At 50.1% G+C, this 25822-nt stretch carries 22 protein-coding genes; 20 read left to right on the top strand and 2 right to left on the bottom strand.

The window, feature by feature from the left end; translation table 11 throughout:
• Positions 1–24: 24 nt before the first annotated feature.
• From F459_RS0107925 to F459_RS0107935, 3 genes are read left to right on the top strand one after another with little or no spacing between them, the layout of a single operon-like run.
• Positions 25–1068 carry an efflux RND transporter periplasmic adaptor subunit gene (locus F459_RS0107925; protein ID WP_020612197.1) on the top strand — a complete coding sequence of 348 codons (1044 nt, stop codon included), beginning with the start codon at positions 25–27 and terminating at the stop codon, positions 1066–1068.
• Between the two features lie 10 nt (positions 1069–1078).
• Complete coding sequence (locus F459_RS0107930) at positions 1079–4192, top strand: efflux RND transporter permease subunit (protein ID WP_020612198.1); 3114 nt, start codon at positions 1079–1081, stop codon at positions 4190–4192.
• 5 nt (positions 4193–4197) lie between these two features.
• Positions 4198–5538 (top strand): TolC family protein, encoded by a 1341-nt coding sequence (locus tag F459_RS0107935; RefSeq protein ID WP_020612199.1) that lies wholly within the window; start codon positions 4198–4200, stop codon positions 5536–5538.
• 78 nt (positions 5539–5616) lie between these two features.
• Here F459_RS0107935 and F459_RS0107940 read toward each other — a convergent pair whose 3' ends face one another.
• Positions 5617–6345 carry a FadR/GntR family transcriptional regulator gene (locus F459_RS0107940; protein ID WP_245540119.1) on the bottom strand — a complete coding sequence of 243 codons (729 nt, stop codon included), beginning with the start codon at positions 6343–6345 and terminating at the stop codon, positions 5617–5619.
• A gap of 140 nt (positions 6346–6485) precedes the next feature.
• On the opposite strand from F459_RS0107940, the gene F459_RS0107945 reads away from it, so the two are divergent.
• The 14 genes from F459_RS0107945 (at position 6486) to F459_RS0108015 (ending at position 21098) form a co-directional block, all read left to right on the top strand.
• The gene (locus F459_RS0107945; protein ID WP_020612201.1) at positions 6486–7328 is read left to right on the top strand and encodes a transketolase; all 843 of its coding nucleotides are present in this window, start codon (positions 6486–6488) and stop codon (positions 7326–7328) included.
• Positions 7325–8284 carry a transketolase family protein gene (locus F459_RS0107950; protein ID WP_020612202.1) on the top strand — a complete coding sequence of 320 codons (960 nt, stop codon included), beginning with the start codon at positions 7325–7327 and terminating at the stop codon, positions 8282–8284. Before F459_RS0107945 ends, F459_RS0107950 begins: the two co-directional genes overlap by 4 nt.
• A gap of 360 nt (positions 8285–8644) precedes the next feature.
• On the top strand, positions 8645–9658 hold the full coding sequence (gene iolG, locus F459_RS0107955) for an inositol 2-dehydrogenase (protein WP_020612203.1): 1014 nt from the start codon (positions 8645–8647) through the stop codon (positions 9656–9658).
• A complete protein-coding gene (locus tag F459_RS0107960) occupies positions 9659–10684 on the top strand; it encodes a LacI family DNA-binding transcriptional regulator (protein ID WP_020612204.1) in 1026 nt (341 codons plus the stop codon).
• Positions 10685–10705: 21 nt separating this feature from the next.
• Positions 10706–11521 carry a 5-deoxy-glucuronate isomerase gene (locus F459_RS0107965; protein ID WP_020612205.1) on the top strand — a complete coding sequence of 272 codons (816 nt, stop codon included), beginning with the start codon at positions 10706–10708 and terminating at the stop codon, positions 11519–11521.
• Positions 11518–13392 carry a 3D-(3,5/4)-trihydroxycyclohexane-1,2-dione acylhydrolase (decyclizing) gene (gene iolD / locus F459_RS0107970; RefSeq protein WP_020612206.1) on the top strand — a complete coding sequence of 625 codons (1875 nt, stop codon included), beginning with the start codon at positions 11518–11520 and terminating at the stop codon, positions 13390–13392. The genes F459_RS0107965 and iolD overlap by 4 nt, the downstream gene beginning before the upstream one ends.
• Positions 13393–13427: 35 nt before the next feature.
• The gene (gene iolE / locus F459_RS0107975) at positions 13428–14318 is read left to right on the top strand and encodes a myo-inosose-2 dehydratase (protein ID WP_020612207.1); all 891 of its coding nucleotides are present in this window, start codon (positions 13428–13430) and stop codon (positions 14316–14318) included.
• Positions 14319–14332: 14 nt separating this feature from the next.
• Positions 14333–15343: an inositol 2-dehydrogenase gene (iolG, locus tag F459_RS0107980; RefSeq protein WP_020612208.1), complete on the top strand. Its 1011-nt coding sequence runs from the start codon at positions 14333–14335 to the stop codon at positions 15341–15343.
• Between the two features lie 149 nt (positions 15344–15492).
• Positions 15493–15804 (top strand): thioredoxin, encoded by a 312-nt coding sequence (trxA, locus tag F459_RS0107985; RefSeq protein ID WP_020612209.1) that lies wholly within the window; start codon positions 15493–15495, stop codon positions 15802–15804.
• Positions 15805–16054: 250 nt separating this feature from the next.
• The gene (locus F459_RS0107995; protein ID WP_020612211.1) at positions 16055–16873 is read left to right on the top strand and encodes a hypothetical protein; all 819 of its coding nucleotides are present in this window, start codon (positions 16055–16057) and stop codon (positions 16871–16873) included.
• 1 nt (position 16874) lies between these two features.
• On the top strand, positions 16875–17705 hold the full coding sequence (locus F459_RS0108000; RefSeq protein WP_020612212.1) for a mechanosensitive ion channel family protein: 831 nt from the start codon (positions 16875–16877) through the stop codon (positions 17703–17705).
• Between the two features lie 61 nt (positions 17706–17766).
• Positions 17767–18093, top strand: coding sequence for a (2Fe-2S)-binding protein (locus tag F459_RS0108005; RefSeq protein WP_026294949.1), 327 nt, complete (start codon positions 17767–17769; stop codon positions 18091–18093).
• Positions 18077–19564 carry an FAD-dependent oxidoreductase gene (locus F459_RS0108010; protein ID WP_020612214.1) on the top strand — a complete coding sequence of 496 codons (1488 nt, stop codon included), beginning with the start codon at positions 18077–18079 and terminating at the stop codon, positions 19562–19564. Before F459_RS0108005 ends, F459_RS0108010 begins: the two co-directional genes overlap by 17 nt.
• Entirely contained in the window at positions 19557–21098 is a 1542-nt protein-coding gene (locus F459_RS0108015; RefSeq protein ID WP_020612215.1) for an FAD-dependent oxidoreductase, read from the top strand. The genes F459_RS0108010 and F459_RS0108015 overlap by 8 nt, the downstream gene beginning before the upstream one ends.
• On the opposite strand, the gene F459_RS0108020 is transcribed toward F459_RS0108015, so the two are convergent.
• The gene (locus tag F459_RS0108020; RefSeq protein ID WP_020612216.1) at positions 21040–21768 is read right to left on the bottom strand and encodes a GntR family transcriptional regulator; all 729 of its coding nucleotides are present in this window, start codon (positions 21766–21768) and stop codon (positions 21040–21042) included. The genes F459_RS0108015 and F459_RS0108020 overlap by 59 nt on opposite strands.
• A gap of 108 nt (positions 21769–21876) precedes the next feature.
• On the opposite strand from F459_RS0108020, the gene F459_RS0108025 reads away from it, so the two are divergent.
• The 3 genes from F459_RS0108025 to F459_RS0108035 all read left to right on the top strand — a co-directional run bounded on the left by F459_RS0108025 (position 21877) and on the right by F459_RS0108035 (position 25820).
• Positions 21877–22626, top strand: a complete 750-nt coding sequence (locus F459_RS0108025) for a GntR family transcriptional regulator (RefSeq protein ID WP_026294950.1) — start codon at positions 21877–21879, stop codon at positions 22624–22626.
• 12 nt (positions 22627–22638) lie between these two features.
• On the top strand, positions 22639–23979 hold the full coding sequence (locus tag F459_RS0108030) for a UbiD family decarboxylase (RefSeq protein WP_020612218.1): 1341 nt from the start codon (positions 22639–22641) through the stop codon (positions 23977–23979).
• A 131-nt stretch (positions 23980–24110) separates the two neighbouring features.
• The gene (locus tag F459_RS0108035) at positions 24111–25820 is read left to right on the top strand and encodes a response regulator (protein ID WP_154651658.1); all 1710 of its coding nucleotides are present in this window, start codon (positions 24111–24113) and stop codon (positions 25818–25820) included.
• The last annotated feature ends 2 nt before the right edge of the window (positions 25821–25822 follow it).

Here is a 25822-nt window from a genome sequence, read left to right on the forward strand (position 1 = left end):
ACACTGTTCAACAGGAGATAATTCATGAAGATAAAACTGACACTTTTGGGTCTTGTGATGTGTGTTGTGTTCAGTGCTTGTTCCAAAGGAGAAACGGATGGAGCTTCAGAGCAAAGCATTACGCAGATATACAAGGAAGAGGGGTACCCTGTTCGGATTAGGGCCCTTGAACCGGAAAATTTTGCGGTCTATCTAAAATTCCCGGCAGAATTCAAGGCAAGAACTCAGTCTACTGCATATGCCAAAATAAGCGAAGTGGTTCGAGAGATCCGCTTCACGGTTGGTGATTATGTAAAGCGTGATCAGGTTGTTCTTTCCTTTTCTCAGGACAATTCGGCATACCAGCAGGCAAAACTGTCATTTGAGAATGCCCAGTCTGCTTATGATCGGACAAAAAAACTCTATGCCGATGCCGGTGTTTCCCAGCAGGAGTATGATAATGCCAGGACCCAGTACGAACTGGCCCGCGAAGCGTTCAAATCGGCTGGTAAAATGGTCGAAGTTGAGGCTCCCATCAGCGGTTTCATTACCCAGATAGACGTAAGAGAGTCTGCCAATGTTTCCCCTGGGGATCCTCTTTTCACCGTTTCAAACTTAGATGGGTACGAGGCTACTTTTTATGTCACTCCTGTGGATATCGATCAGATCAAGGCTGGAGCAAAGGCCGTTATTGCTACTCAAATCGAGACATTGACCGGACATATTTCAGAAGTTGCCCTCAATATGGATCTTCGGAAAAAAGCTTTTCTCGTAAAGGCATCTTTTGATGGTCAACCCAAAAGTTTGGTGAGTGGAATGAGTGTTGATATTTCTGTTCAGACGTATACCACTGATAAGGCCATTGTCGTTCGGCGAAGCGAGATCAAGCATTCAGGTGGAGAGTGGTTTGCCTTCGTCGCCGATGGAAATAAGGCAGTTCGGCGAAAGCTTACCATCGGCCATGAGCGTAATCTTGAGCTGGAGGTCATCGACGGTTTGTCTCCGGGGGATTTGTTTGTTTCCGAGGGTGGTGACAAGCTTACCGACGGAGCGCTACTGAAGATCATCGATGCCGACGAAAGCAAATAGGGAGTAGCTTATGCACATAGTTGATCTCTCCATTAAGCGCCCCGTTATGATGCTGATGGTGATCTTTGCCCTCATCTTGTTTGGGGGAATGGCGTATATGTCGATGCCAATCAGCCTTTTTCCGAATGTAACGGTTCCTTACATTACAATTCAGACTGTGTATGCGGGAGCAAGTCCCGATGTCATAGAAACCCAGCTTACCAAGAAAATCGAAGATCAGGTCGCTTCGGTCAGCCAGCTTAAATCGCTGACCTCCTATTCGATGGATAGTGTTTCGGTCATTATTGCTGAATTTGAGATCAGCAAGGACGAAAATATCGCGGTACAGGAAGTGAAGGACAAGGTAGAAGTGATCCTTTCTGATCTTCCCGACGATGCAGAACGGCCTAAGATTTCAAAGGTCGATTTTTCAAGTGCCATGCCGGTAATGAATATCGTCCTAGAGGGTGATATGGAACCCTCGGAGCTCTATACATTCGGAAGCACCACGGTCAGTGATAGTTTTGCTCAGGTTTCCGGTGTTTCGTCGGTTGATCTTTCAGGTGGGCAAAAGCGGGAAATCAGGGTTGCGTTTGATCGATCCACGGTCTTTTCCCACATGGTCCCTCTTTCGCAGGTTGCCGGAATCCTGGGGGCGGCTAGTATTGATCTTCCCGGTGGAAATTTCCAGTTGGACGATCAGGACATTCCCGTCCGGCTGGAAGGGGAGTTTAATGATCTCGATCAGATTCGAAATCTGGATATCCCCACGGGAACAGGGACCTTCAAACTGCGTCAGCTTGCCGAAGTAGAAGATTCCAGTGAGGATGTTAGGGTTCGGACGGTTTTGCTGGACCAGAAGGCCGGTACACGGGAAGAGAATGCAATATTGCTTAGTGTGGTGAAAAATCCCAGCGCCAATACCGTTGATGTCGTCGACGGCGTCATGGAGAAGATCAAAGAAATTGAATCTTTGCATTCCGGGATACATCTGAAGGTCGTAAAAGAAGATGCTACCTATGTTCGCGACTCGGTGAGCGGAACCTTGATGAATGTCTATTTGGGGATCATCTTTACTGGTCTTGTTCTTCTTTTCTTTCTTCATGATCTTCGTTCTACCCTGATTGTTGTCCTGGCCATGCCCTTTTCGATCGTCTCTACCTTTCTCGTCATGAAAGCGGCGGGCATAAGTCTCAATATGTTGTCTCTCATGGGACTTTCCAGTTCTATTGGTACCCTGGTAGCCAATTCGGTGGTTGTACTTGAAAATATCTTTCGACACAAAGAGCTTGGTCATGATCGTCTCAATTCTGCATCTTTAGGTTCGAAAGAAGTTACCGTGGCCGTGTTCGCTTCGACCTTGACCAACGTCGCGGTATTTGTACCTCTCGGTTCCATGTCGGGAATGATGGGCAAGATCCTCGCCAACTTTGCTTACACCATTGTAATTGCGACGTTGTTTTCGTTTTTTGTTTCATTTACCTTAACGCCGATGATGGCATCCCGAATTCTTCCGGAAAAGGCAAAAAAAGAACTTCCCATAAGCAAAGCACTGGAGGCCATGTTTCGGAGATGGGAAGAGTCTTACGGAAGGATACTTGGAGGAATACTGAAGAATAAGGGACGCAGTGCCCTGGTCGTATTTTTTGTTATTGCCTTGTTTGGCTTCAGTATGCATTTAGGTGGGCATCTCAAATTTGAGAATCTGCCGCAGTCGGATGGCGGTAAAATTCAGGTGGATGTCGACCTCCCTCAGGGGTATGGTCTTGAGTCCACTGCCTCGGTACTGACGGAACTTGAGGGGCGTCTTAGCGGCCATCCCGAGATCGAATCGATATTGACGACATTGGGAAGCCAGGGGTCTATAGACCAGGATGTGAGCGTTGCACAGATGACCGTCTATCTGGTCCCGAAAGCAGAGCGTAGTCACAGCAACGCCGTTATGGCCTCTCAATTCGCCAATGAACTTGCCGATATTCCCGGTGTAACTATCAGGGTCTCGCCGGTCAGTGAGACCGACAGTAGTGGCGGTTCTTCGGTTGTCGATCTTTATCTCAAGGGGCCTGATCTCACTGTTCTTCAGGAAACGGCCGAAGAGGTTGAATCCGTGATGGAATCGATCGAAGGTGTGTCCAATGTGGCCTTAAGTTCGAAGGCCGGAAAGCCTGAGCTGATTTTTCGGCCGAAACGCAAGCAGATTTCCGAAGACGGTATTTCTGTCCAGCAGGTGGCTATTTCCTTACGGGCCGCCGTAGACGGCATTGTTGCGACTAGTTACAAAGACGCAGGTGAGGAATACGATATTCTCGTCACGATGGCCGACAGCGAATTTACGGATATCGACGACCTTAAGAATATTCCCATCTCTTCAGCAGCAGGCGTTTATCCTCTTTCGCGGTATGCAAATGTTTCCTTCGGTGAGGGGAATAGTAAAATCATGCGTTATAATCGGTTACGTACAATAGAAATTACGGCCGACAACCTTCCCGGTTATGCCGGAGGCACACTCGTAAATGAGATCATGGCTGCTATAGAACAAGTCGATCTTCCCCCCGGTTACAGCATCGATCAAGGCGGTAGTACCGAAATGCTCAATGAAACCGTTCATGATCTCATTGTGGTCTTTTTCATTGCCGTGCTCCTGACCTATATGCTTTTGGCGGCAATCCTTGAAAGTTTTGTTCAGCCTTTGTTCATTCTTTCTACCGTTCCTCTTTCCATGATCGGTATCGTTTTGATTTGTCTTGCTACCGGGACCGTGCTCAATGTTGTGGCAATGCTCGGTATCATCATGTTGGTCGGCATCGTGGTGAACAACGCGATCCTTATCCTTGATTATTACAATCAGCTTAAGGCAAAAGGGAAGAGTACCCACGATGCCTTGTTGGAAGCCTCGGTCGTGAAGCTGAAGCCGGTTCTTATGAGCAATATTGCGATTGTGCTTGGTATGCTTCCTATGGCATTGGGGATCGGGGGATCGGGTGCCGAAATGCGTCAGCCCATGGGCATTGTCATTGTCGGGGGTATCATCTCCGCCATGTTCCTGACCCTTTTTCTCCTTCCCGCCCTTGAGTTTCTGGCCTCCCACCGATCCGGTGCTTCCTCAGCCCCCCTTCCGGCGTCAACAGAACAGAGAGGAGAATAATAGCGATGAGACGCATATTTTTGTATACATTATTAATGACAATAATGCTGGTCGGGGGATCTTTGCCGCTTTTTGCCCTCGATTACGACCTTGCCTCCTATTTGGAGAAGGTCGAAACCGATAACCGTGATCTTGAGCTCTCCAGGCAAAGGGTTGCCTCTGCACTGGAGAGCATAAAACAGGCACGTTCTGCCCTTTTGCCAACAATTGCCCTTGCCGGCGGTTATACGCGGAACTTTACCGACGTTGAACAGTCGACTGCCGTCGGCGCCGATACTTCTGCATCGCCGCTTGGTGCTGTTTCGCCCCTTGTCTATCAGGATGTCGACACCAATTTCGACAATGAAATGACTCTTGCGGCCAGCGTTAGCCAGAAAATCATCGATCCCGAGGCAACGGCTCGCTATGCGCAGGCAAAAAGAAATAGCCTCATACAGACAAGTGCCGATGATTATACCAGGAAAAGTATTCTGACGGCTGCGAAAAAATTGTATGCCCAGACCCAGCTCGCCTTTGCAGTTGCACAGGTGAGGGAAGAGTCTGCCGAGACATCCAAAGAGGTCTACGACAATATTGAGAAAAAATACAAGGCCGGTGTCTCTACGGAGCTTGACTTGAGAATGGCGGAGGTGGATTGGAAAAATGCCGTTACCCAGACAGCGGAAGCGAATAAGAATGCACAACTTGCCCTGATGTCACTGAAGACGCTTGCCGGGATTCCCCAGGAGGAAGATGTGCATTTGATTGAAAAGATCGATGTGCTTCCCGAGCTGCCGGAAATTCCAGAGCTCGGGGGTGTGCTTTCCTCCCGCTCCGATTATCAGGCCCAACTCTTAAGCCGCGATATTGCGGATATTGCCTACAAATCCGCTCTTGCCTCGTATCTGCCGAGTATCAGCGGCAGTCTGACCTATGCGTATGGTGGTTATGGAAACGATTCGCTGAATGGTGATTATGATTATACCAGTGTACAGCTGGGGGTGAAGATAAGCCTTCCGGTATTTACCGGGGGCTATCGTCAGTCACTTGTTGAAAGCGCAAGGATCCAAAAGACCAATTCCGCGGTTGAGATCATGAAAAGTCAGGATAAGATAGAGCAGGAGCTCTCTTCCCTGCATTTGCAGATGGAGGAGGCCAGAAAACGGCTTGATTCGGCCCATGCTTTGGTTGAAGCCTCGAGTCGGGCCGCATCCCTTGCCCGAACGGCGCTGTCCAGCGGCTTGGGAACCCAGCTTGCCGTGTCCCAGGCTACTTCGAATCTTGCCCAGGCTCAGGTAGGCCTGCAAAACGCTATCTACACCTATCGCGCCCTCTATTACGACTGGCAGCTTGCAACCGGCAATTGAGTCTTGATGTTTGTCTGTTTTGAAAAACGTATCGTTCTTACGTTACCGGGGAAGGGGGTATCTCCTTTCCCGGTATTATTATCGTGATTCTACCTGGACACGCAGACGTCGTTTAATGTTGTCGATATGCTCCATGCAGGATACCTGGGCAACCTCTCGGCTTCCGCTTGCAATGGCATCGACGATGGCCTCATGTTCGTCGGCAATGACACGGGGATCGAGATAGTCATCCTGACTCAATCGAATTTCTTCGCGCATAAAAGCCCTGAGGGTCGAATATATCGACGTGAATATCTCGTTTCCACCGCTTTTAATTATGCTATTATGGAATTCGTAGTCGGCATCGATTCGGGATTCTTCCCGTGGCGTGCTGCCCGTCGCCCTCATCTGCCCGATGAGCTCGCGTAATTGTTCCAGTGTGGCGATTGCCTCCTGGTGACCGGCTGCAACGCTTTCGGATAGTTTGAGCGTACTCCATAACTCCAGTGCGCCGCGGATATCAATGAGTTCGTGCAGTTCGTGAGAGCCAAGCAATACCGACCAGGTAAGGGCCTCTGTCGAGATTGAGGTGTGATCACAGAGATAGGTGCCTCGTGCGGTCCTCGATTCGAGGATCCCGAGGTAATTGAAGATTTTGATCGCCTCCCGAATAGAGGAACGACCAATGCCAAATTGCTCCGCCAGCTGCTGTTCGGTCGGGATCTTATCTCCCGGCCGATATGCGCCGCTGGCTATCATCCGGCGAATGTGCTCCATTACCTGAGCTACTACTGTTCGTTGCCGTATTTTGTCATCGCCGTCATTCATTATATTTGTATGATAATCGAATCTATTATTTTTGACCACAGCTTTTCTCCTGATGCCGAGATTTTTGTAGACATTTTTGTATTAGTATAATATCATAATTTCAGACAAAGTTGAAATCTCGAATGAAAGGAGTTTCCGGCATGCTGCAGGAAAGCGAGCACGAAGCGTTGAAACGGAAGGCTTTGGAAATTAGAAAGCTGACCATTGATGAAATTGGATACCTGGGGGTCGGCCATATCGGCGGGGCGATGTCTGTCGTCGAGGTTCTCACCCTTTTGTACGAAAAGTGGCTGAGGATCGATCCCTCCGATCCGAAAAAAGAAGAGAGGGACAGAGTAGTCCTTTCCAAGGGCCATGCAGGGCCCGCCCTTTATGCCGTGTTGGCCGATAAGGGCTATTTCCCTATGGAATGGCTTCATACCCTGAATAAGGGGGGGACACGGCTCCCGAGCCATTGTGACATGAAATTGACCCCGGGAATCGACTTTTCCACCGGTAGCCTTGGACAGGGCTCCAGTGCGGCCGTGGGGATTGCCCTCGGTCAAAAACTGCGTAAGCAGGAGTCGAGGACCTTCTTAATTCTTGGTGATGGTGAGAGCCAGGAGGGGCAGGTTTGGGAAGCCGCGATGTTTGCCGCTCATTACCACCTTGACAACCTCATCGCCTTTACCGACTACAATAAGCAACAGCTTGACGGCATGACCGGTGATATTATGAGCATAGACGACATCACCACAAAATATAACGGCTTCGGCTGGCATGTTCAGCGTGTGGATGGCCACTGTTTTCCTTCCATCAATCGGGCAATCGAGCGGGCCGTGGAAGAGAAGGGCAGACCCCACATGATCGTTTTGGACACCCTGAAGAGTAAGGGCTTTATTCCCGGAGAAGGGGTTCTTTCTAATCACAATATGAGCTTTTCCTATGAAACGGCAAAAGAAGCGATCGCCGAGCTCGAGCGGCGGGAAGGAGCTGCTAAATGAAACCCTTTGATGAGTATAAAGATATGCGGGCCGTCTATGCCGATACCTTAGTCGAGCTTGCTGCCGAAAATCCCAATATTCTTGTTCTTGAGGCCGATCTCATGGCTGCCAGTGGGACCAAGGCCTTTCGGGATGCCTATCCTGATCGTCTTCTGAATGCAGGTATCGCCGAAGCAAATATGGTCGGTGTAGCATCGGGGCTTTCATCTATGGGCTTTATTCCCTTTGCTAACACCTTTGCCTCTTTTGCCGGACGCAGAGATTTTGATCAGTTTTTCCTCTCTGCCAATTATGCCGGACAGAACGTTAAACTTGTCGGTAGCGACCCCGGTGTTACCGCCCAATTTAACGGTGGGACCCATATGCCTTTTGAGGATATCGTGCTTATGCGTGCCATTCCCGGTCTTGTCCTCGTTGAGCCCTCGGATACCGTTTCCATGCATGCAATCACAAGGCTCCTTGCCGAACACAAAGGGTCGACATATATGCGGCTTCAAAGAAAGGGTGCGGTAACCCGGTATAAAGCCGATCAGAAGTTTGAGCTGGGAAAGGGAATCGTTCTCAGTGAAGGGGATGATGCGGCGATCTTCGCAAGTGGTATGGTGATGGTAAACGAGGCGGTAGAGGCGGCCAAGCTGCTGAAAGAAAAGGGCATTTCTGCTGCCGTGATTGATATCCATACTGTTAAGCCTCTTGATGCGGACCTCGTTTTGGAGATGGCCGAACATACCGGTGCCATTGTTACTGCCGAAAACGGCCAGCGCTCCGGAGGGCTCGGGGCCGCAGTTGCCGAGCTTATCGGTGAGAATATTCCCACCCCCGTGGTCAGGGTTGGGGTCAAAAACCTTTTTGGTGAGGTTGGTACTCTCGACTATTTGAAAAAGAGGTTTGAGCTTACTGCGGAAGATATTGTCGCTGCAGTGGAGCGGGCCCTCTTTCTAAAAAAGAAACATTAACCGCTTTGAGGAAGGCTCCGGTGGTCGGGAACGCAACTCCGACTCGGGGCCTTCCTTCTCTTCGCTTATTATTCCATATTTATATTCGGTAGGAGTGCAAACGTTTTCAGATTTTGATACGTCATGACGAATGCTTTTTTTCATAGTATCTCCTACCGGTGACCGAAATGAGTGGGGCTACAGCCTCACGTTTATTGAAATTATGCATTGACAATCAAAAAGAATGGAGGGATAATTTTAATGAAATGACAACGTTTGCAAATATCTTTATTGCTTGAAGTCGGGAGTCGAAAGAATGGAGAAGTTTTTTCTTGTTGCAGATGTGGGTAAGAAAGCAAAAGAAGGTGAGTGGAGCTACATATGGATAAAATAAGGATTGGTTCCGTCGGGCTGGGGCGATTGGGACTTAGGCACGCTGAAAACCTTGCTTCCAAGATCGTTGGGACACAATTGGTGGCGCTCTGCGACGTTGACGACCGAAAGCTTGAAGATACAGCGAATCGCCTGGGTGTTGCTCATCGTTTTTCCGACTTTGAAGCAATGCTCAAACTTCCGGAACTTGATGCCGTACTCATTGCCTCTCCTTCGGCTCTTCATACCGGGCAGATTGCTTCCGCCTTAGCCGCTGGCAAGCATGTATTTACGGAAAAACCCTTGGGGGTTACCGTAGAGGAGTGTAGGGCGGCCGAGAAGGCTGTCGAAAGACATCCCGACAGAGTCTTCATGATCGGCTTTATGCGCCGTTTCGACGACTCTTACATGTACGCCCATGAGAAGGTGATTTCTGGGCAGATCGGTCGTCCGATTCTCTTTCGTTCATACAGCCAGGACCCTGAAAAGTTTATCGACGGGGCCATAGCCTTTGCTCCCCATAGTGGGGGGGAATTCCTCGACATGGCGGTTCACGATATCGATCTTGCCCGCTGGTTCCTGCAGGATGAGCCGGAAAGTGTCTATGCCATCGGCGGCTGTTATGCCCATCCTGAGTTTGCACAATATAAGGACGGCGATAATGTTTCCTGCCTGATGAAATTCCGCAACGAGGCAATGGCTTTTCTTTTCGCCGGGAGAACCGCTCCCCACGGTTATAATGTGGAAACCGAGATCATCGGAACGAAGGGAACCTTGCGAATCGCATCTGTCCCCCAGAAAAATCTCGTGGAGGTTCTCGATTCCCATGGCGTTCGCAGAGAGTGCAGCGAAAATTTCCTTGAGCGATTTTCCGCAAGCTATGTAAACGAGGTGCAGGAGTTTATCGACTCCATTCGCTATAGACGAAAACCGGCGGTAACGGTGTATGATGGTACAAAGGTGAGCGAAATCGCCTACAGATGTAAAGAGGCATTTGAAAGTGGCGTTATGCTGAGGTTTTAAATGGAAGATTCGCAGGTTACCATCAAAGACATTGCTAAAATAGCCGGAGTGAGTTTTTCTACGGTTTCCCGTTCCCTGAACAATAGTCCGCTGGTTGCGGAAAAGACAAGACGCCGAATTTCCGAGATAGCGGATGAACTCGGCTTCGAGTTCAATGCTTCGGCCCGCGGGCTGATTACAAAACAGGTGGGAACCGTAGGAATCATTCTTCCCGACCAATATACCGAAGTGGCGGTGAATGTCTATCACGGCATGTTGATGAATAGCCTGCGGACGATTCTCGAAAAGAAGGATGTCGATCTTATCGTTTCCTACGAAAAGAATCATTTCACCGGGAAGAACAATATTGTACGCCTGGTGACTCGAAATAAGGTCGACGGGCTTATTATTCTCGTAGAAACCATTCAGAAGGAGACTCTCGACTTTCTCGAATCGAAAAACATTCCCTTTGTCTGTACCCATTATCCCCCCATCGAGATACTCAAGGATCAGGATGTCGTGTACACCGATCATCTGGCCGGGGGCCGGATGATCGCCGAGTACTTTCTTGAAAGCGGCAGAAATTCTTTTCTGATTCTTGCCCAGGATATTGATCCACTTGAGTTTAAGATGCGGGAGGATGGGTTTAGAGATACGGTAGAGCGGGCAGGTAAACCGGTAAAAAGGTTGACCTGTAAAAAGGGATTCGACACGGCATACCTTGCCGTGAAACATTCCCCGGATCTCCTCGATGGTGTGGATGCGCTTTTTGCAATGAACGACATCATGGCCCTGGGGGCAATGAAGGGGCTCAAGGAGCTTGGTTTCAGAATCCCTGAGGATATTGCGGTGGTCGGTTACGATGACATTGATTTTGCCAAATATAGTGATCCACCGCTCTCTTCCATCCACCAGCCGAGGGAAGAGCTTGCCGTTCTCTCTTGTGAACGACTCTTTTTTCAGATGGAGAAGCAGAAATCAGGCATGCCGATGATGAAAAAGCGTATCACCATTCAACCCGTACTCATTGTAAGGGAATCATCGTAAGAGAAGGATCGAACCAAAACTATGATAGTAAAGAACGAACATGAAAAGCATTATGGGTATACCCCAATTACCGAACGGAAAGGGAAGCATCAGGAACTGCTTCTCGATTTTGGAATCCTGCGGCTAAGGGCGGGAGAGCGTTGGAGCGATAGTTCCGATACCGAACGGGCCCTCCTCCTTATTGAAGGAGAGGTCGTGTTCGAATGGGAAGGAAAAAGCTTCCATGCAACGCGAAACTCCTGCTTTGACGAAACTCCGATTGTGCTCCATCTCCCTCGTTCGGTTAAGGCCTCTGTGACCGCAAAAAAGGAGAGCGAGATTGCCCTCGAGATGTGCGAGAATCCCCAGGCTTTCGAGCCCAAGCTTTACGACAAGGGAGATACGCGAAGCGACATCTTCGGAGGAGGGACCCTGAACGAAACCTCTATCCGCACCGTCAGAACCGTCTTCGACGGTGAGATCGCTCCCTATTCAAATATGGTGATGGGAGAGGTAATAAACCATCCCGGCAAATGGTCGAGCTATCCCCCCCATGATCATCCTCAGCCAGAGATCTACTATTACCATTTCTTCCCGAAACAGGGGTTCGGTGTTTCTCTTCTGGAAGACGACGCCTTTATCGTGAAAGACGGAGACACCAGTCTGATCCACCCCGATAAAACCCACTCTCAGGTGGCGGCCCCCGGCTATGCCATGTATTACATCTGGATGATCCCCCATCTTCCCAATGACCGCTGGCTGCCGACCACCCGATACTATCGCCAGGAGCATCAGTGGCTTTTGGAAAAAGATGTGAAAATCTGGCCTGAACGAAAAAAAACGGAGGATAAAGCATGAAAACTGTTAGACTTACGGTTGGGCAAGCGATTGTTCGTTTTCTTGACAACCAGTATATTTCAACAGATGGAAAGGAAGAGAAGTACGTAAACGGAGTTTTCGGTATCTTCGGCCACGGTTGCGTCGTCGGCCTCGGCGAGGCCCTTCAGGAGCCGAACCACGGCCTGAAATTCTACCAGGGACACAACGAGCAGGGGATGACCCATGCTGCAATCGCCTACGCAAAGCAGAACAACAGGCGAAAGATCATGGCTGTAACCAGTTCCATCGGCCCCGGTGCCCTCAATATGGTGACCGCCGCGGCCCTTGCCAGCGTCAACAGGATTCCCGTGCTTCTGATGCCCGGTGATGCTTTTGCCTGTCGTCAGCCCGATCCCGTCCTTCAGCAGGTGGAGCAGTTTCACGATTATACCGTCACGGCCAATGATGCCTTCAAAGCGGTCTGTCGCTATTGGGACCGTGTAAGCCGGCCCGAACAGCTTATGACTGCCCTTATGAACGCTTTCCGCGTCCTTACCGATCCGGCACAAACCGGGGCCGTTTGTCTGGCCTTGCCCCAGGATGTTCAGGCCGAGGCATGGGACTATCCGGAATCCTTCTTCCGCAAACGTGTTCATTATATAGAGCGGAGAACACTCTCTCCCGAAGCCCTTGATCGTGCGGCCAAGATTATCGCCGGTAAAAAGAAGCCTCTGGCGATCTGCGGCGGCGGTGTACGCTATTCGGAGGCTGGTAAGGCCCTGGCCGATTTCTGCAGCCGTTTGGGAATTCCCTTCGGGGAGACACAGGCCGGAAAATCGGCGGTGGTGTGGGACCACGAGATGAACCTCGGAGGTATCGGTGCAACCGGAGGGCTGGCGGCGAACCATCTTGCGCCCCAGGCAGACCTTATCATTGCCGTGGGGACCAGGCTTTCCGACTTTACCACTTCCAGTAAATGGATTTTTCAGAACCCCGATGCGGAATTCCTTTCTCTGAATGTTAACTCCTTTGATGCCCTGAAGATGGATGCCCATGCCTTTATCTGCGATGCCAGGGAAGGTTTGACCGCCCTGGAGGGTGCCTTGGTGAAAAAAGGCTACCATGCCGATTGGGGAAGTGCCGTTGCCGATGCGAAAGCGGCCTGGAAAACGGAAGTAGACAAGCTTTATGCCGCGGAGCTTCCCGGCAATAGTTATTCTCAGCTGCGTGCCCTCGGCCTCCTAAACGAGGAGCTCTTGGACGATGATGCGATCGTCGTTGGTGCCTCCGGCAGTCTGCCCGGCGACCTTCAGCGGGTATGGCGTCCCAAAAAGAGTGAAACCTATCACATGGAATACGGTTTCTCCTGCATGGGATATGAGGTTTCCGGCTCCTTCGGTGTGAAACTTGCAGCCCCCGAGAGGGAGGTTTACGCCATGACCGGTGATGGAAGCTTTGTTATGCTCCATTCTGAACTTCTGACATCCATCCAGGAAGGACAGAAGATCAATGTTCTGCTTTTTGACAACAACGGTTTCGGTTGTATCGATAACCTCCAGCGGAGCCAGGGAATCCCCAAGTTCGGCTGTGAGCTGAAATTCCGCAATCCGGAAACCGGACGGCTCGATGAAGGAGGCAAGCTCGTACCCGTCGATTATGCCAAGATCGCCGAGGGTTACGGCTGCAAGGTGTGGACGGTACATAATTCTGAAGAGCTCCGCAAGGCCATGAGCGAGGCGAAGAAGAGCACCGTTTCGACCCTTATCGATATCAAAGTCGATTTTGATTCGATGTCCGGTGACTATGAGAGTTGGTGGAGGGTCGGGACTCCCGAGGTTTCCCTGAAGCAGTCGGTCCTTGATGCCCATGACCGACTGATAAAAGAGATAGCCAAAGCACGGCAATTTTAGTGCCGATGCGATTATATGTATAAGGACGGTTGAGTATGGACAGCAAAAAAGTCCGGCTGGGGATTGCTCCCATCGCCTGGACAAACGATGACCTTCCGGAGTTAGGAGGTGAAAACACCTTCGAACAGTGTGTCAGTGAAATGGCCCTGGCAGGTTTTACCGGTTCGGAAGTGGGAAACAAGTATCCCAAAGATCCGGCTGTACTAAAAGAATACCTCGACATACGGGGAATCAGCATCTGTAATCAGTGGTTTAGCTCCTTTCTTGCTTCAAAACCCTATGCCGAGGTTGAAGCGCTTTTCAGAGAGCAACTGGATTTTCTTGGAAAGATGGGTGCCCGGGTGATTGGTCCGTCGGAACAAACCCGGTCCTGTCAGGGGCAGCCGTTGCCGATTTTCTCCAAGAAGGCTGTGTTTTCCTCAGAGGAATGGAAGCAATTGACCGACGGCATGAACCGCCTCGGTCATGTTGCCAAGGAAGAAGGGTTTCGCATGGCCTTTCACCATCACATGGGAACCGGTGTTCAAACCGTTGAAGAAACCGAACGATTCCTCAACGACACGAACCCCGAATATGTCTGGCTTCTCTACGATTCCGGCCACTTCGCTTTTTCCGGCGAGGACCCTGTAGCTGCACTGCGGAAATTCATCGGTCGGGTGGGCCATGTTCACCTCAAAGACGTACGTCCTCAAACATATGCAGAGGTGAAAAAGAAGGACCTCTCCTTCCTTGATGCGGTTCGGCTCGGGGTGTTTACCATTCCCGGCGACGGCAGTGTCGATTTCCCGTCGATCTTTTCAATTCTCGAGGAGAATGACTATCAGGGCTGGATGGTTGTTGAGGCGGAACAGGATCCTGCCAAAGCCAACCCCTTTGTCTATGCGAAAAATGCACGAAGCTATATTCGAAAGCATACCGGACTTTAGAGCAGGAGCAGTATATGAAAGCAAAATTAAACTTAGGAATCATCGGTGCCGGCCGTATCGGTAAGGTCCATATCGAAAGTATTACTACCGGCTTTACCGATGTACGGATCAAGGCGGTTGCCGATCCCTATCTGAGCGATGAAACCCGTCAATGGGCCCTCGATCGAGGGGTTGAAGCGTGCTACAAGGATGTGGATAAGATCATCGGTGATGATGAAATCGATGCCGTTCTCATCTGTTCTTCCACAGACACCCATTCCCGATACACCATGGAAGCGGCCAGGGCCGGAAAGCACATTTTTTGTGAAAAGCCCCTGGACCATGACCTCGGAAGGATCGAAGAGGCCCTAAAAGTGGTCAAAGAGTGCGGCGTCAAGTTTCAGATAGGTTTCAACCGCCGTTTCGACCACAACTTCCGTTCCCTTCATCAGGCCGTCGTGGACGGTAAGGTCGGAGATGTCCATATGGTCAGAATCTCCAGCCGCGACCCCGAGCCTCCCGGCCTTGACTACGTGAAGGTCTCCGGCGGACTTTTCCTCGATATGATGATCCATGATTTCGATATGGTGCGCTTTCTCAGCGGAAGCGAAGTCGAAGAGGTCTTTGCCGCCGGCGCTGTCCTTGTCGATCCTGCTATCGGTAAGGCCGGAGATATCGATACCGCTATCGTCACCATGAAGCTGACAAACGGAGCACTTGCGGTTATCGACAACTCCCGTAAGGCCGTTTACGGTTACGACCAGCGTGCCGAGGTCTTCGGCAGCGGAGGTGCTGCATCAGTGGGCAACGACAGCCCATCCACCCTTTCGGTAAGCGGCAGCAACGGAGTCGTCGGAGAAAAGCCTCATTTCTTTTTCCTCGAACGCTATATCGATGCCTATCGCAATGAGATCGGTGAATTCATTAAAGCGGTAGTGGAAGACAAACCCACTCCCTTAGGACCTGAAGATGCCTTGATGCCTATTCGTATCGCTCTCGCTGCAAAGCGCTCCCTTGAAACCGGCAAACCCGAAAAGGTACGGTAAGGAGCAATAGCCTTTCGACGTGGAATGTTTATTTTCCGCATCGGTACAATGCGTACCGGTGCGGCCTTTCCCCCTATTCGTAACGCCAGCTCTTGTTCTCCTTGACCTGCAGGAAAAAGATTACGATATTTTCCTTCAGGAGAGATTTCATGAATGAAAGACCAAAATCGTTTTCAGAGCTCATTCGAACTTCCAGCATCCCCGTTTTAGTGGATTTTTATGCCGATTGGTGCGGTCCCTGTAAGATGGTCGGTCCTGTCGTCGCCCAAATCGCCGGCGAGTTGAAGGGGCGTATACTTACCGTTAAAATCAATATCGATAAAAAACCCGCACTTGCTACTCAGTGGCAGATCTCTTCGGTTCCGACCATTATGCTCTTTTCTGCCGGCCAGTCTGTTATGCGGCTTTCCGGTGCCTATCCGTATGAAAGCCTCAAAGCGGAAATCCTCAAGCATCTTTAATTTTTGTATAGTGTTCGGAATCCTGGTGATCAAAGCCCCTCAACGTCTTTTCTGGCCGTTAATTACAAGCGTATAGGTACATAAGATCAAGCAATCCCGGAAACCCAAGGATTCTTCCGGGAAAATGATACAAAACCACCAGGATTCAGAACACTACTAATGGCTTTGGGGGGAATGCCTTCGCCCCGGGCGAAGATCATCCTTCTTTTTCCGTTGACTATTGCGATACTTCCTTATAGAAGTAAAGAGTATGGAAAACACACTATGGGCACAACGGAACATTATCGATGATCGTCCCCTCTATTGGCACGGCCCCGAAAAGGTGCTTTGTTTTGTAAAAGAGGGTGATGAGCTACTATTGGGAATATCAGTCATAGAAGATGAACGTGAGGTTTTGCCATGGGGCTTCACGTTTGTCTCGGCAGCTTTCGATGCGGAAGTGGCGATATGGCACCGTTTTGTCGTCGGTAAGGAGCAGCAGATAGAGCTTACGCCTTGCTTACCGGACCGGCCTATCGTCGTCATCCCGGTTGTCGGAAGAGAATTACCTCCGGGGCGAAAGGGAGAGTTCTTTTTTTCGGTCCCGATGTGGGCCGCTCTTTATACCGGAACAGGGGCTGCAAGGGTGCTTCTTACCGAATTCCCCTGTAAGACACTCACTTCGACCTGGTTCGGCGATATGGCAACCGGCGAACTTTGCTATGGTTTGTCGGCCGATCTGCATACCGTCGGGAGGGAAGAGGAGGTGGAGCGCCGCGACCCCTTTGAAGCCGAGGTTCGTTTGTATCTGCGCAATACATCACAGACAATGCTTGATTTCTCCCGGATCTGTTTCCATGTTGAGCATCTCGCTCTCTACCGCGAACATGATCGATTTTTTACGAATGAGGTGTTTGTCATTTTTTCCGGGCCGGATCAGGTTAGTCAGGTTCGTTTTGCAAAGCGGGGCCCAAAAAGTGATGTAGAACACGGTCTTGTAAAGGAAAAGGTGACGCCTCCGCGCATCGAACCCGAAACGAGTATCATTAAGCGTAGTTTCTCCTTTTTGAAATCTCTCACGGAGATATGATATGACCGGTATCGACTTTGATCAGTTTCTTGCATATTTTACCACCGATAAGGTGATGCATGTGCTTCGAATCTTCCTTTTTGCCCTTGCCTCTTACCTGTTGGTCCGCATGATCGCAGTCATCGTTCGCCGGACCCTGACAAAAAATGCTTCAGAGCAATCGAAGGTTCTTATACATAAGATGATTATCTACACAGGAGTGGCGATCATCCTTATTGTTGTGCTGAACAGTTTTGGGGTAAGCCTCTCGGCACTTCTCGGAGCGGCCGGAGTTCTTGGTGTTGCCCTTGGTATCGCCAGTCAGAAAAGTCTTGGAAATGTCATAAGCGGCCTCTTTTTAGTCTCCGATAGAACCTTCGAGGTAGGGGATGCCGTCAAAATAGGCTCCTTTGTCGGTGTAGTCCATTCCCTGGATCTTCTTTCGGTGAAGCTCCGGACCTTCGACAACACCTTCATCCGTATCCCGAACGATCAGATTATTTCCACTGAGATAACCAACATCACCAGGTTTCCAATACGGCGAATGGATTTCAACCTCAGGGTTGCCTACTCAGCCGATCTTGAGCTTGCCCGCGACCTTCTTCTTGACATAGCCGAAAAGAATCCTCTTTGCCTTCGTGAACCCGAGCCCTTCTTCTTGTTTAAGGAGTTTGGCTCTTCCGGCATTGAGTTTCTTTTTGCAATTTGGTTTGAAAAGAGCAGTTATGTCGCGGTCAAAAACAGTGTTTTTCTTTCTATTCGTCAAGCATTTGCAGAACACGATATTGAGATTCCCATTATGCAGGTTAAGGTGTGGTATCCCGAAACAGAGGGGAGAGAGGCTGCTCTTTAGTCTGTGTTGATTTGTACGTACAAATATTGACTTGCCATGATACCGCTTATATACTACATATATGGAACGATTCTTTTCCCACCCGATACTCGACGTGAAGGAAGACCGGAAACAGATAACCTTTTTTTTCGAAGGCATTCCCCTGAATGCCTTCGATGGTGAGCCGATTGCGGTTGCTCTTGCTGCGGCCGGAATCCTTGATGTACGCTATAGCCGCCGTTTTTCTCAGCCTCGGGGAATCTTCTGTGGCATTGGTCAGTGCCAGGAGTGTTCGATGCTTGTCGATGGTGTTCCCAATGTCAGGACCTGCGTTACACCGGTTCGGGAAGGTATGCATGTTTCAAGGCAAAAGGGGCTTGGTGAGGTTATAAATGACGGTAGATCATAAGCTTCCTGAGCAATGTGATATTCTGATTGTAGGAGGCGGCCCTGCCGGCCTTGCCGCTGCAATCGAAGCTGCCGGTCGGGCTCTTCATGTCGTGCTGGTTGATGAGAATCCGGTTTTCGGTGGGCAGCTTATCAGACAAATTCATAAATTTTTTGGTTCCTCCTTCCATTATGCCGGGGTTCGGGGCATTCGCATTGCCGATATGCTATCTCGTGAGGCCTCGGAAGCTGGCTGCCTGATGGTTCCCGAATGCAGGGCCCTGGGGTTTCTTCGTGACGGAAGGGTGGCCCTTAGCCTTCGGGGAGCGGCATCGGCCCTTCGTGCAAAGCGGATCCTTCTTGCCGTGGGCGGGAAGGAGCATGGTCTGCCCTTTCCCGGCTGGACGCTTCCGGGGGTGATGACTGCCGGGGCCGCCCAGACCCTCTGCAACCTGCACCACCTGCTTCCCGGTCGCCATGTGCTTATGGTGGGAAGCGGCAATGTCGGCCTGATTGTCTCTTACCAGCTTATGCAGGCAGGTGCTTGTATAGCGGCCATCGTCGATACCGCGGATCGGATCGGCGGATATGCCGTTCATGCGGCAAAACTTCAGCGGGCCGGTGTTCCTTTCTTTCTCGGTGCTCAGATTCAGGAAGCCATTGGCTTGAAATCTGTTCAGCGGGTGAACATCGGTATCAACTCCACAGGGGAACACCTTTCTATTGACGCCGACGCAGTACTTCTTGCGACAGGCTTGAGTCCTCGGACCGAATTAGCATCCATGTTCGGCTGTGAATTGACGTATGAGCCTCGCCTGGGGGGACATTTCCCCCGTCATGACGATACTATGCGTAGCTCCGTTTCACACGTATTTGTCGCCGGCGACTCGGCGGGGGTGGAAGAGGCTGCTACGGCGATCGACGAGGGACGGCTTGCCGGACTTTCCATGGCCTTTGATATTAAAGGGGCCCATTGCGGAGACGAAAAAATGCGAGATGAGATAAGAAGCAGACTTAAGGCCTTTCGCAATAGAAAAGCCTCTTCTGGAAAAGAAAAACAAAACTGTTCGGCTGCTGCCGTCTCACCTGGGCTCGTACGCTATCCCGTATTCGAATGTGTGGAAAACATTGCCTGTAACCCGTGTGCCGATGCGTGTCCTGCCGGGGCCATTACAGTAGAAACGATTACCTCTCCCCCTGTTGTGGATTATAGTCGCTGCACCGGATGCATGCGTTGCCTTTCCGTTTGCCCGGGCCAAGCCGTTTTCATGGTCGACAGGCGTGGGAGCCTCACGCTTGCGTGGGAATATCTTCCCGTCCCTTCCGTAGGTGAAAAGGTTATACTCTGCGGACGTAGCGGCGAAGCCCTTGGTATGGGAAATATTACCGCCTGCCGCCGAAATGTCGGGGACAAGACCATGCTGGTCACCCTTTCCATGGATTCCTCACTTGTCGATCGTGTTCGCAGTTTCAAGAGGTGCGGTGATGAGTGAAAGGCTCGATACCATTATCTGTCGTTGCGAGGAAATCACCCTTGCAGAGGTACTTGAGGCCATTGATGCAGGCTGCAGCACGATTTCTGCGGTGAAACGCTATACACGTGCTGGCATGGGCCCATGTCAGGGACGAGGTTGTGCTCGTGCAATAGCGCAGCTGATTGCGCAACGGACAGGGAATATCCGAGCCGAACTGCGACCCGATAGGGCCCGGTTCCCCATTGTTCCGACCGAAATCTCGGGTTTCTCTTCGATAAGGGAAGAGCCTTTGGAAAAAGCGGAAACGATGATCCCTCAGCGCAAAGCCTGTACCTCCTCTCTCTCGATTGATACAAAGGAATCGTATGATGCAATCGTCATCGGCGGAGGCTACCATGGGCTTTCCATTGCACGGCAGCTTGCAGAAGCAGGGGTTAAGACAATCCTGCTTGAACGCAAAGAGATCGGATCAGGTTCTTCAGGTGCGAATTTCGGCTTTGTGCAGCTGCAGGATTCCAATACCGGTATAAGTTTTGAGCTCAACAGACGTGGTTTTGAGCGCATGGGTCAAATGGAAAAAGAATTGGCCGCAGATCTGGAGTACCGGAAGGTCGGGTCTCTGATTTTTGCCCAAACCGATGAGCAAATGGCGGCTCTTGAGGCCTTGTATCGGGAAAAACATGCGCTTGGGCTTGATGTGCGCTTTATTTCTCCCAGGGATATCACTTCACTTGAGCCCTATATGAATGTAAAGAGCATCAAGGGGGCAAGCTGGCATCTTCAAGCGCAGATTAATCCCTTCCGCTATCTTTTCGCCATGGTAAAAAAGGGAAAAGAGGCGGGACTTACCATCCGTGAGAATACGATTGTGAGAGAGATCCGTGTCTCCGATACATCCTGTAAAGGGGTTGTGCTGGCAAATGGCGAATGCATCCGAAGCAACGTTGTGATCGTTGCCGCAGGTGCCTATACGGGTACGCTTTGTTCAACCTGTGGCTTAGAGGTTCCGATAGAGTATGTGATTGGTGAAGCCTTTATTTCCGAACCTGTTCGGCCCCACATTATGAACTTCATCTCCTCTGCCTCGTTTTTTGCCACCGCTCACGATTCTACAGGGGCTGCGGCAAGCTTCACGGCTGGGCAAACGGCATCGGGAAATATATTGATTGGAGAAACAAGTGAGCCGGGACCGAGCAATCCCGAAGATGCCCTTCTTCTTACCAGTGCGGCCCACTGTGTTCGTATTCCGCGTATGCTCGAGGAGCTTTATCCGGATTTGAAGCGACTTACTGCTCTTCGCAGCTGGGCAACCTGCAGCCCCTCGGCTCCCGGTTTTGAACCCTTTCTTGGAGCAACGGAGATTGACGGGCTTTTTCTCGCCGCCGGTTTTAAGAGCTCCGTTATTATTTCCTCCGTTGTCGGTCAGATCCTCACCGATCTCATCGTCCGGGGGAGGACATGGTGTGATATTTCCAGTTTCAATCGGGGACGGGTTAAATGGTCAGGAGCATCGAAAGATCGATCCGATCGGGATGAAAATAGATCGTATTGAAGCATATACGATGATCGGAAAGATCGTAGAAGATTTCCTCCCAGACCACCATTGAGCGGTTTTGTTCTATCCCGAATCGATCGGCTACTGCTTCATCGACGGTACTGGAAAGCCATGTTGTGGTGTATGTGATGTGAACGCGGCAATGCCATTCCAAAAATGCCGAAAGTTTTTGTTCGTTTCCATCAAGGCTCGGTGGCGTTTGTAGATATGCATGTGGCAATTCGACATCACAGATGATGACGGGACCTCTGCTGTCAAGATAGATCCAATCGAATGCCGTTACTTCCATTTCATCTACCTCGGGCATTCTCCTGAGCATTCGCTGTGAGGCCCTCTGGTTGCGCAGATTGAGCTTGAGTAGTTGCGGCTTCTCCCCCGAATCGGCGATAAGCTTGAGAAAGTCGCTGCTGATGTCGATCCTCATCGGCAGTTTTGTTAGCGCAGGGTGGCCGAAGTTTCCTTTCCCCTGCCAGCGGGTAATGTATCCCTCACGAATTAGCGAGGCCATAGCTTCCCTGATGGTCGCCCGGCTGGTTCCCAATTTCTCGGACAACGCTTCTTCTGTTTCAAGTCGATTATTGCCGGCTTGCATATTTTGAATCGCTTTTAGAAGGTATTCGCGAATTTTCAGGTAGAGAGGGGGACTTTTAGTCTGTCTCTTATTCATAGCAGACTCCTTTTCCATTAACACAGTGTGATGGGAAAGGAAGAAACCGTCAATGGGAAAATAGTTGTTATGGTTGACAGCTCATCAGACCTATAGTATCATGATTTCATGAGAAAAACTCGATCAATAAGAGTAGAAGCGACCCCTCTTTATGTAAAAACGAAGGAAGCCTTGATCCAGCTCATCCTCAGTCGTAATTTTTCGGGGAATCGGCTTCCGTCTGAGACGACCCTTTGTGAGATGTTGGGGGTTGGGAGAACGACCCTGAGGGAAGCGCTGATGGCGTTGAATCGTGAAGGCGTCATCACCAAAAAACATGGCTTGGGTAACCTTATCCACAGGACTACCCTTAATGCGAAGATGCGGATCGATACGATTCATGGCTTTCGAAAGCTCCTTGAAGACGGCGGCTACCGGGTTTCCTGCAAGAGGACCTCTCCCCGATGGGTCACTTCAATTGATGTTAAAGGGATTGACTGCAGTAACTGTTTTGAGGAACGCTTTCTTCTTGTAGAAAATCGTTACTTCGCAGATGGGCATCCTGCAATTTACGGCCATAACTATCTGTGCGGAAGCTTTGTTCGGGAGAGTGAAGCGCAGGATATCCTTTCGTATCAGGGCAGTTTCTATGATTTACTGGGGCAATTCCTTACCGAAGAAGTTGCCAATTCCATCAATACCTTTCGTCCTGCTATCGCAACGGCCCCTTTGGCGGAGATTCTTGACGTTGCGGTAGGGGATCCCCTGATTCAGTGGCAGGAAAGTTTTATAGGAATTTTCGACCATATTGTATGCAGAAGTCTCATATCGTTTAATCCTGCTTACGTCGATCTTACCTTACTACGAAAATGGACATAAAGGAGTTCCTTAGTGGGAAACATCAAGGATTTAAGAGATTTTTTATCGGCCCTGAAGAAAGCCGGTCAACTTGCGGATATTGAGCGGGAGGTCGATCCCGTTCATGAAATCGGGAGTGTAATTGCCACACTCGAAAAGGAACGTGGACCTGCCGCCCTCTTTCATAGGGTCAAAGGCCATAGCGTTCCTGTTGCCGGGGGATTGCTTTCCGATTATGCCAAAATTGCTGTTGCACTTGAATGTGGACAATCGGATGTAACCGATAAGATGGAAGCCGTTCTTGATCATCCCATTGTGCCCCGGGAGGTGAAAAACGCTGCTTGTCAGGAAGTGATACTGACGGGCGATGAGATCGATCTCGGGAATATACCTATCCCTATTCACGCCCCCGGAGACGGAGGGGCCTTCATTACTGCGGGCGTTACCGTTGGTCGTGATACAGAGACGGGTATGCAGAACCTGAGTTTTCAGCGGATGCACATCAAGGGGCCGCGAAAGATGGGGATCATGATTAATGAGTGGCGTCATCTTCGTGATTTCTTGAAGAAGGCGGAAAAGAAAGGACAGGCTCTTCCCATTGCGGTTGCCATTGGTGTTGATCCTGTAGTAATGATGGCGGCCGGATTTCGTTACGATGGCGATGAGGCGGAAATAGCTGGTGGTTTACGGGGAACGGCCTTGGAACGGGTTAAGTGCATCACCAGTGATATCATGGTTCCCGCCTGGAGTGAGTACATCATCGAAGGTGAAATCCTGCCGGGCGTGAGAGAAGAAGAGGGGCCCTTGGCTGAATTTACCGGGCATTACGGACTCTTGTGGAAAAGTCCCGTCGTCGAGGTCAAAGCCGTTACCCATAGGCGTGATCCCATTTGGCAAACCCTCAACGGAGGAAGCTTTGAACACATCAATTTAGGTAATGTTTTGCCCCGGGAACCTCTTCTCCGCAGACATACCAGATATGTTTCGAAAAACGTCAAAGCGGTACATATTCCGCCCTATGGTTCCGGTTTTCTTGCACTTGTACAACTCGAGAAAAGTAATGAAGGGGAACCGAAAAATGTTGCACTGGCTGCAATGACTGCATATGTAAACATTAAAAATGTGATTGTCGTTGATAGCGATGTCGATATATATAATCCGGCCGAAGTACTCTGGGCTGTCAACAACAGAGTTAATCCTCGGGAGGATGTCTTTGTAATACCGAATAGTCAGGGACACGAGCTTGACCCCTGCAGCGACGAGACCGGCGTCCAGAATAAGATGGGAATCGATGCAACGCTACCCGCTAACCGAAAGACCCTGAAAAGGGCGGTGTATCCTTCGGTTGACCTATTACGCTATCTGAGCGAGTAGCTACTGTTTGGAATCCTGGTGATACATAAAAGAGGATCTCCTCGCCATCTTTTCATATGCTTGTCCGGATAGTAATAAAACTTTCCCGTAGCGTGTGCAATTCATGGTTTCCTTTTTTATACTACAAAGTGATGTCGATTCACGATGACTGTCAGGAGCTTTTACTTGCCAGAGAACGGGAACTCGATCTCCTGCGAAAGATCATCTCTAGTATTTTCTCATCTCCAGACTATTTTGTCGCTCTGGAACGGGTGCTTGGCGAGGTAGTCCGAGCAACCGGATGGAAATTTGGCGAGGCATGGATCCTTTCCGAAGATGAATCGGCACTTGTCAATAGCAGGATCTACTATACCGAGGAGCCGTCGCTCAACGGTTTTTTTGAAGAAAGTCTCGTATATTCGTTTCCTTACGGAGTCGGTCTTCCGGGAAAAGCTCTCGAACGAAGGGAGGCCGTTTGGTTTCAGGATGTAAGCACCAATAAGGAGTTTCTCCGCGCTGCCATTGCTGCCCGCTACGGATTAAAGGCAGGGTTCTCGATACCGGTATTTAGCGGTAAGCGAGTATGGGGCGTGCTTGTTTTTTTTGCCTATGAGGCCAGACGGCAGGAACCGGGGATGATTCGGCTTGTTTCCGCCGTTGCAGCCCCCTTGGGAGAGGTTATCCAGCGGAAAGAACTTGAATATCGACTGCGACAGGAACAGGAACGCTCACGTCAGCTTGAGACCGCAAAGAATCTTTTCTTTCAAAACATCAGTCATGAACTACGAACACCTATGAACGGAATCCTCGGGCTTACGCAACTCCTTACCGATGAGATAGATAATCCGGAGCAGCGTGAACTTCTTGGTTTGATAACCGAGTCGGGCAATCGATTACTTCATATCTTTGAAAAGATGCTGCATTTGCTTCAGCTGAATCGCCCGGTGAGCGACGAAATCAACACCGAGGGGAATATTCTTGTGGTTGATCCTCTTGTTGATGAAGTGGTGCAGCGATATCGTATGAGCGCGATTAAAAAGAAACTCTCTTTTGAATTCATCATGGGGGCATCTCAGGCCCAAATCACGGGAAATGCGGACTTTTTTCGACAAGCGATTGATTATCTTCTCGAGAATGCATTCAAATTTACGTGCAGCGGTGGCATTAAGGTTTTAACAGGCCTCGCCGGGCGGGGGCAAAAACGACGCGTCTATATCAACGTTGTTGATACGGGAATCGGGATAGTACCTGTAAAGCAGCGGCTTATCTTCGAAGATTTTCGACAGGCTGATGAGGGGATCGACAGACCCTTCGAAGGGATCGGCCTTGGCCTCTCTTTGGTAAAACGGATTGTCGGCATGATGGATGGGAATATTGAGCTTCAAAGTGAAGAGGGGGCAGGTTCCTCCTTTACCATCTCCTTTCCACTTGTTGCGGGTTTGCACGAGTACCATGGCATGCTCGCACCTCGACAGGGGGGGTATCGGAATGATGCAGAAGGGGAAAAGCGGATACTACTTGTAGAAGATAATTTCATCAACCTTTTGGTTATCGAGAAGCATCTGGAACATGATTTTGCGGTTACGCGTGCTTCTTCCGGAGAGAAAGCCCTTGAGGCGGCACAGAAAAAGCGATTTGATCTTGTTTTGATGGATATCAATTTGGGGCGGGGCATCGACGGGATCGAAACGACCAGACAACTGAGGTCAATGGAACCGTATCAGTCGACTCCCATCATTGCTGTCACCGGTTATGCAATGGATAAGGATCGTGAGTCGCTGCTTGGTATCGGTTTTAACGAATATATTGCAAAGCCATTCTCAATGGAGATGCTGGATATGGTTATTACCAAGGTTCTCTAATG

The organism is Sediminispirochaeta bajacaliforniensis DSM 16054 (assembly GCF_000378205.1).
Lineage (GTDB): Bacteria > Spirochaetota > Spirochaetia > DSM-16054 > Sediminispirochaetaceae > Sediminispirochaeta > Sediminispirochaeta bajacaliforniensis.

Coding starts and splice junctions, on each gene's coding strand:
- F459_RS0107925 (WP_020612197.1), top strand. CDS start 25: ATGAAGATAAAACTGACACTTTTGGGTCTTGTGATGTGTGTTGTGTTC.
- F459_RS0107930 (WP_020612198.1), top strand. CDS start 1,079: ATGCACATAGTTGATCTCTCCATTAAGCGCCCCGTTATGATGCTGATG.
- F459_RS0107935 (WP_020612199.1), top strand. CDS start 4,198: ATGAGACGCATATTTTTGTATACATTATTAATGACAATAATGCTGGTC.
- F459_RS0107940 (WP_245540119.1), bottom strand. CDS start 6,345: ATGAATGACGGCGATGACAAAATACGGCAACGAACAGTAGTAGCTCAG.
- F459_RS0107945 (WP_020612201.1), top strand. CDS start 6,486: ATGCTGCAGGAAAGCGAGCACGAAGCGTTGAAACGGAAGGCTTTGGAA.
- F459_RS0107950 (WP_020612202.1), top strand. CDS start 7,325: ATGAAACCCTTTGATGAGTATAAAGATATGCGGGCCGTCTATGCCGAT.
- iolG (WP_020612203.1), top strand. CDS start 8,645: ATGGATAAAATAAGGATTGGTTCCGTCGGGCTGGGGCGATTGGGACTT.
- F459_RS0107960 (WP_020612204.1), top strand. CDS start 9,659: ATGGAAGATTCGCAGGTTACCATCAAAGACATTGCTAAAATAGCCGGA.
- F459_RS0107965 (WP_020612205.1), top strand. CDS start 10,706: ATGATAGTAAAGAACGAACATGAAAAGCATTATGGGTATACCCCAATT.
- iolD (WP_020612206.1), top strand. CDS start 11,518: ATGAAAACTGTTAGACTTACGGTTGGGCAAGCGATTGTTCGTTTTCTT.
- iolE (WP_020612207.1), top strand. CDS start 13,428: ATGGACAGCAAAAAAGTCCGGCTGGGGATTGCTCCCATCGCCTGGACA.
- iolG (WP_020612208.1), top strand. CDS start 14,333: ATGAAAGCAAAATTAAACTTAGGAATCATCGGTGCCGGCCGTATCGGT.
- trxA (WP_020612209.1), top strand. CDS start 15,493: ATGAATGAAAGACCAAAATCGTTTTCAGAGCTCATTCGAACTTCCAGC.
- F459_RS0107995 (WP_020612211.1), top strand. CDS start 16,055: ATGGAAAACACACTATGGGCACAACGGAACATTATCGATGATCGTCCC.
- F459_RS0108000 (WP_020612212.1), top strand. CDS start 16,875: ATGACCGGTATCGACTTTGATCAGTTTCTTGCATATTTTACCACCGAT.
- F459_RS0108005 (WP_026294949.1), top strand. CDS start 17,767: ATGGAACGATTCTTTTCCCACCCGATACTCGACGTGAAGGAAGACCGG.
- F459_RS0108010 (WP_020612214.1), top strand. CDS start 18,077: ATGACGGTAGATCATAAGCTTCCTGAGCAATGTGATATTCTGATTGTA.
- F459_RS0108015 (WP_020612215.1), top strand. CDS start 19,557: ATGAGTGAAAGGCTCGATACCATTATCTGTCGTTGCGAGGAAATCACC.
- F459_RS0108020 (WP_020612216.1), bottom strand. CDS start 21,768: ATGAATAAGAGACAGACTAAAAGTCCCCCTCTCTACCTGAAAATTCGC.
- F459_RS0108025 (WP_026294950.1), top strand. CDS start 21,877: ATGAGAAAAACTCGATCAATAAGAGTAGAAGCGACCCCTCTTTATGTA.
- F459_RS0108035 (WP_154651658.1), top strand. CDS start 24,111: ATGTCGATTCACGATGACTGTCAGGAGCTTTTACTTGCCAGAGAACGG.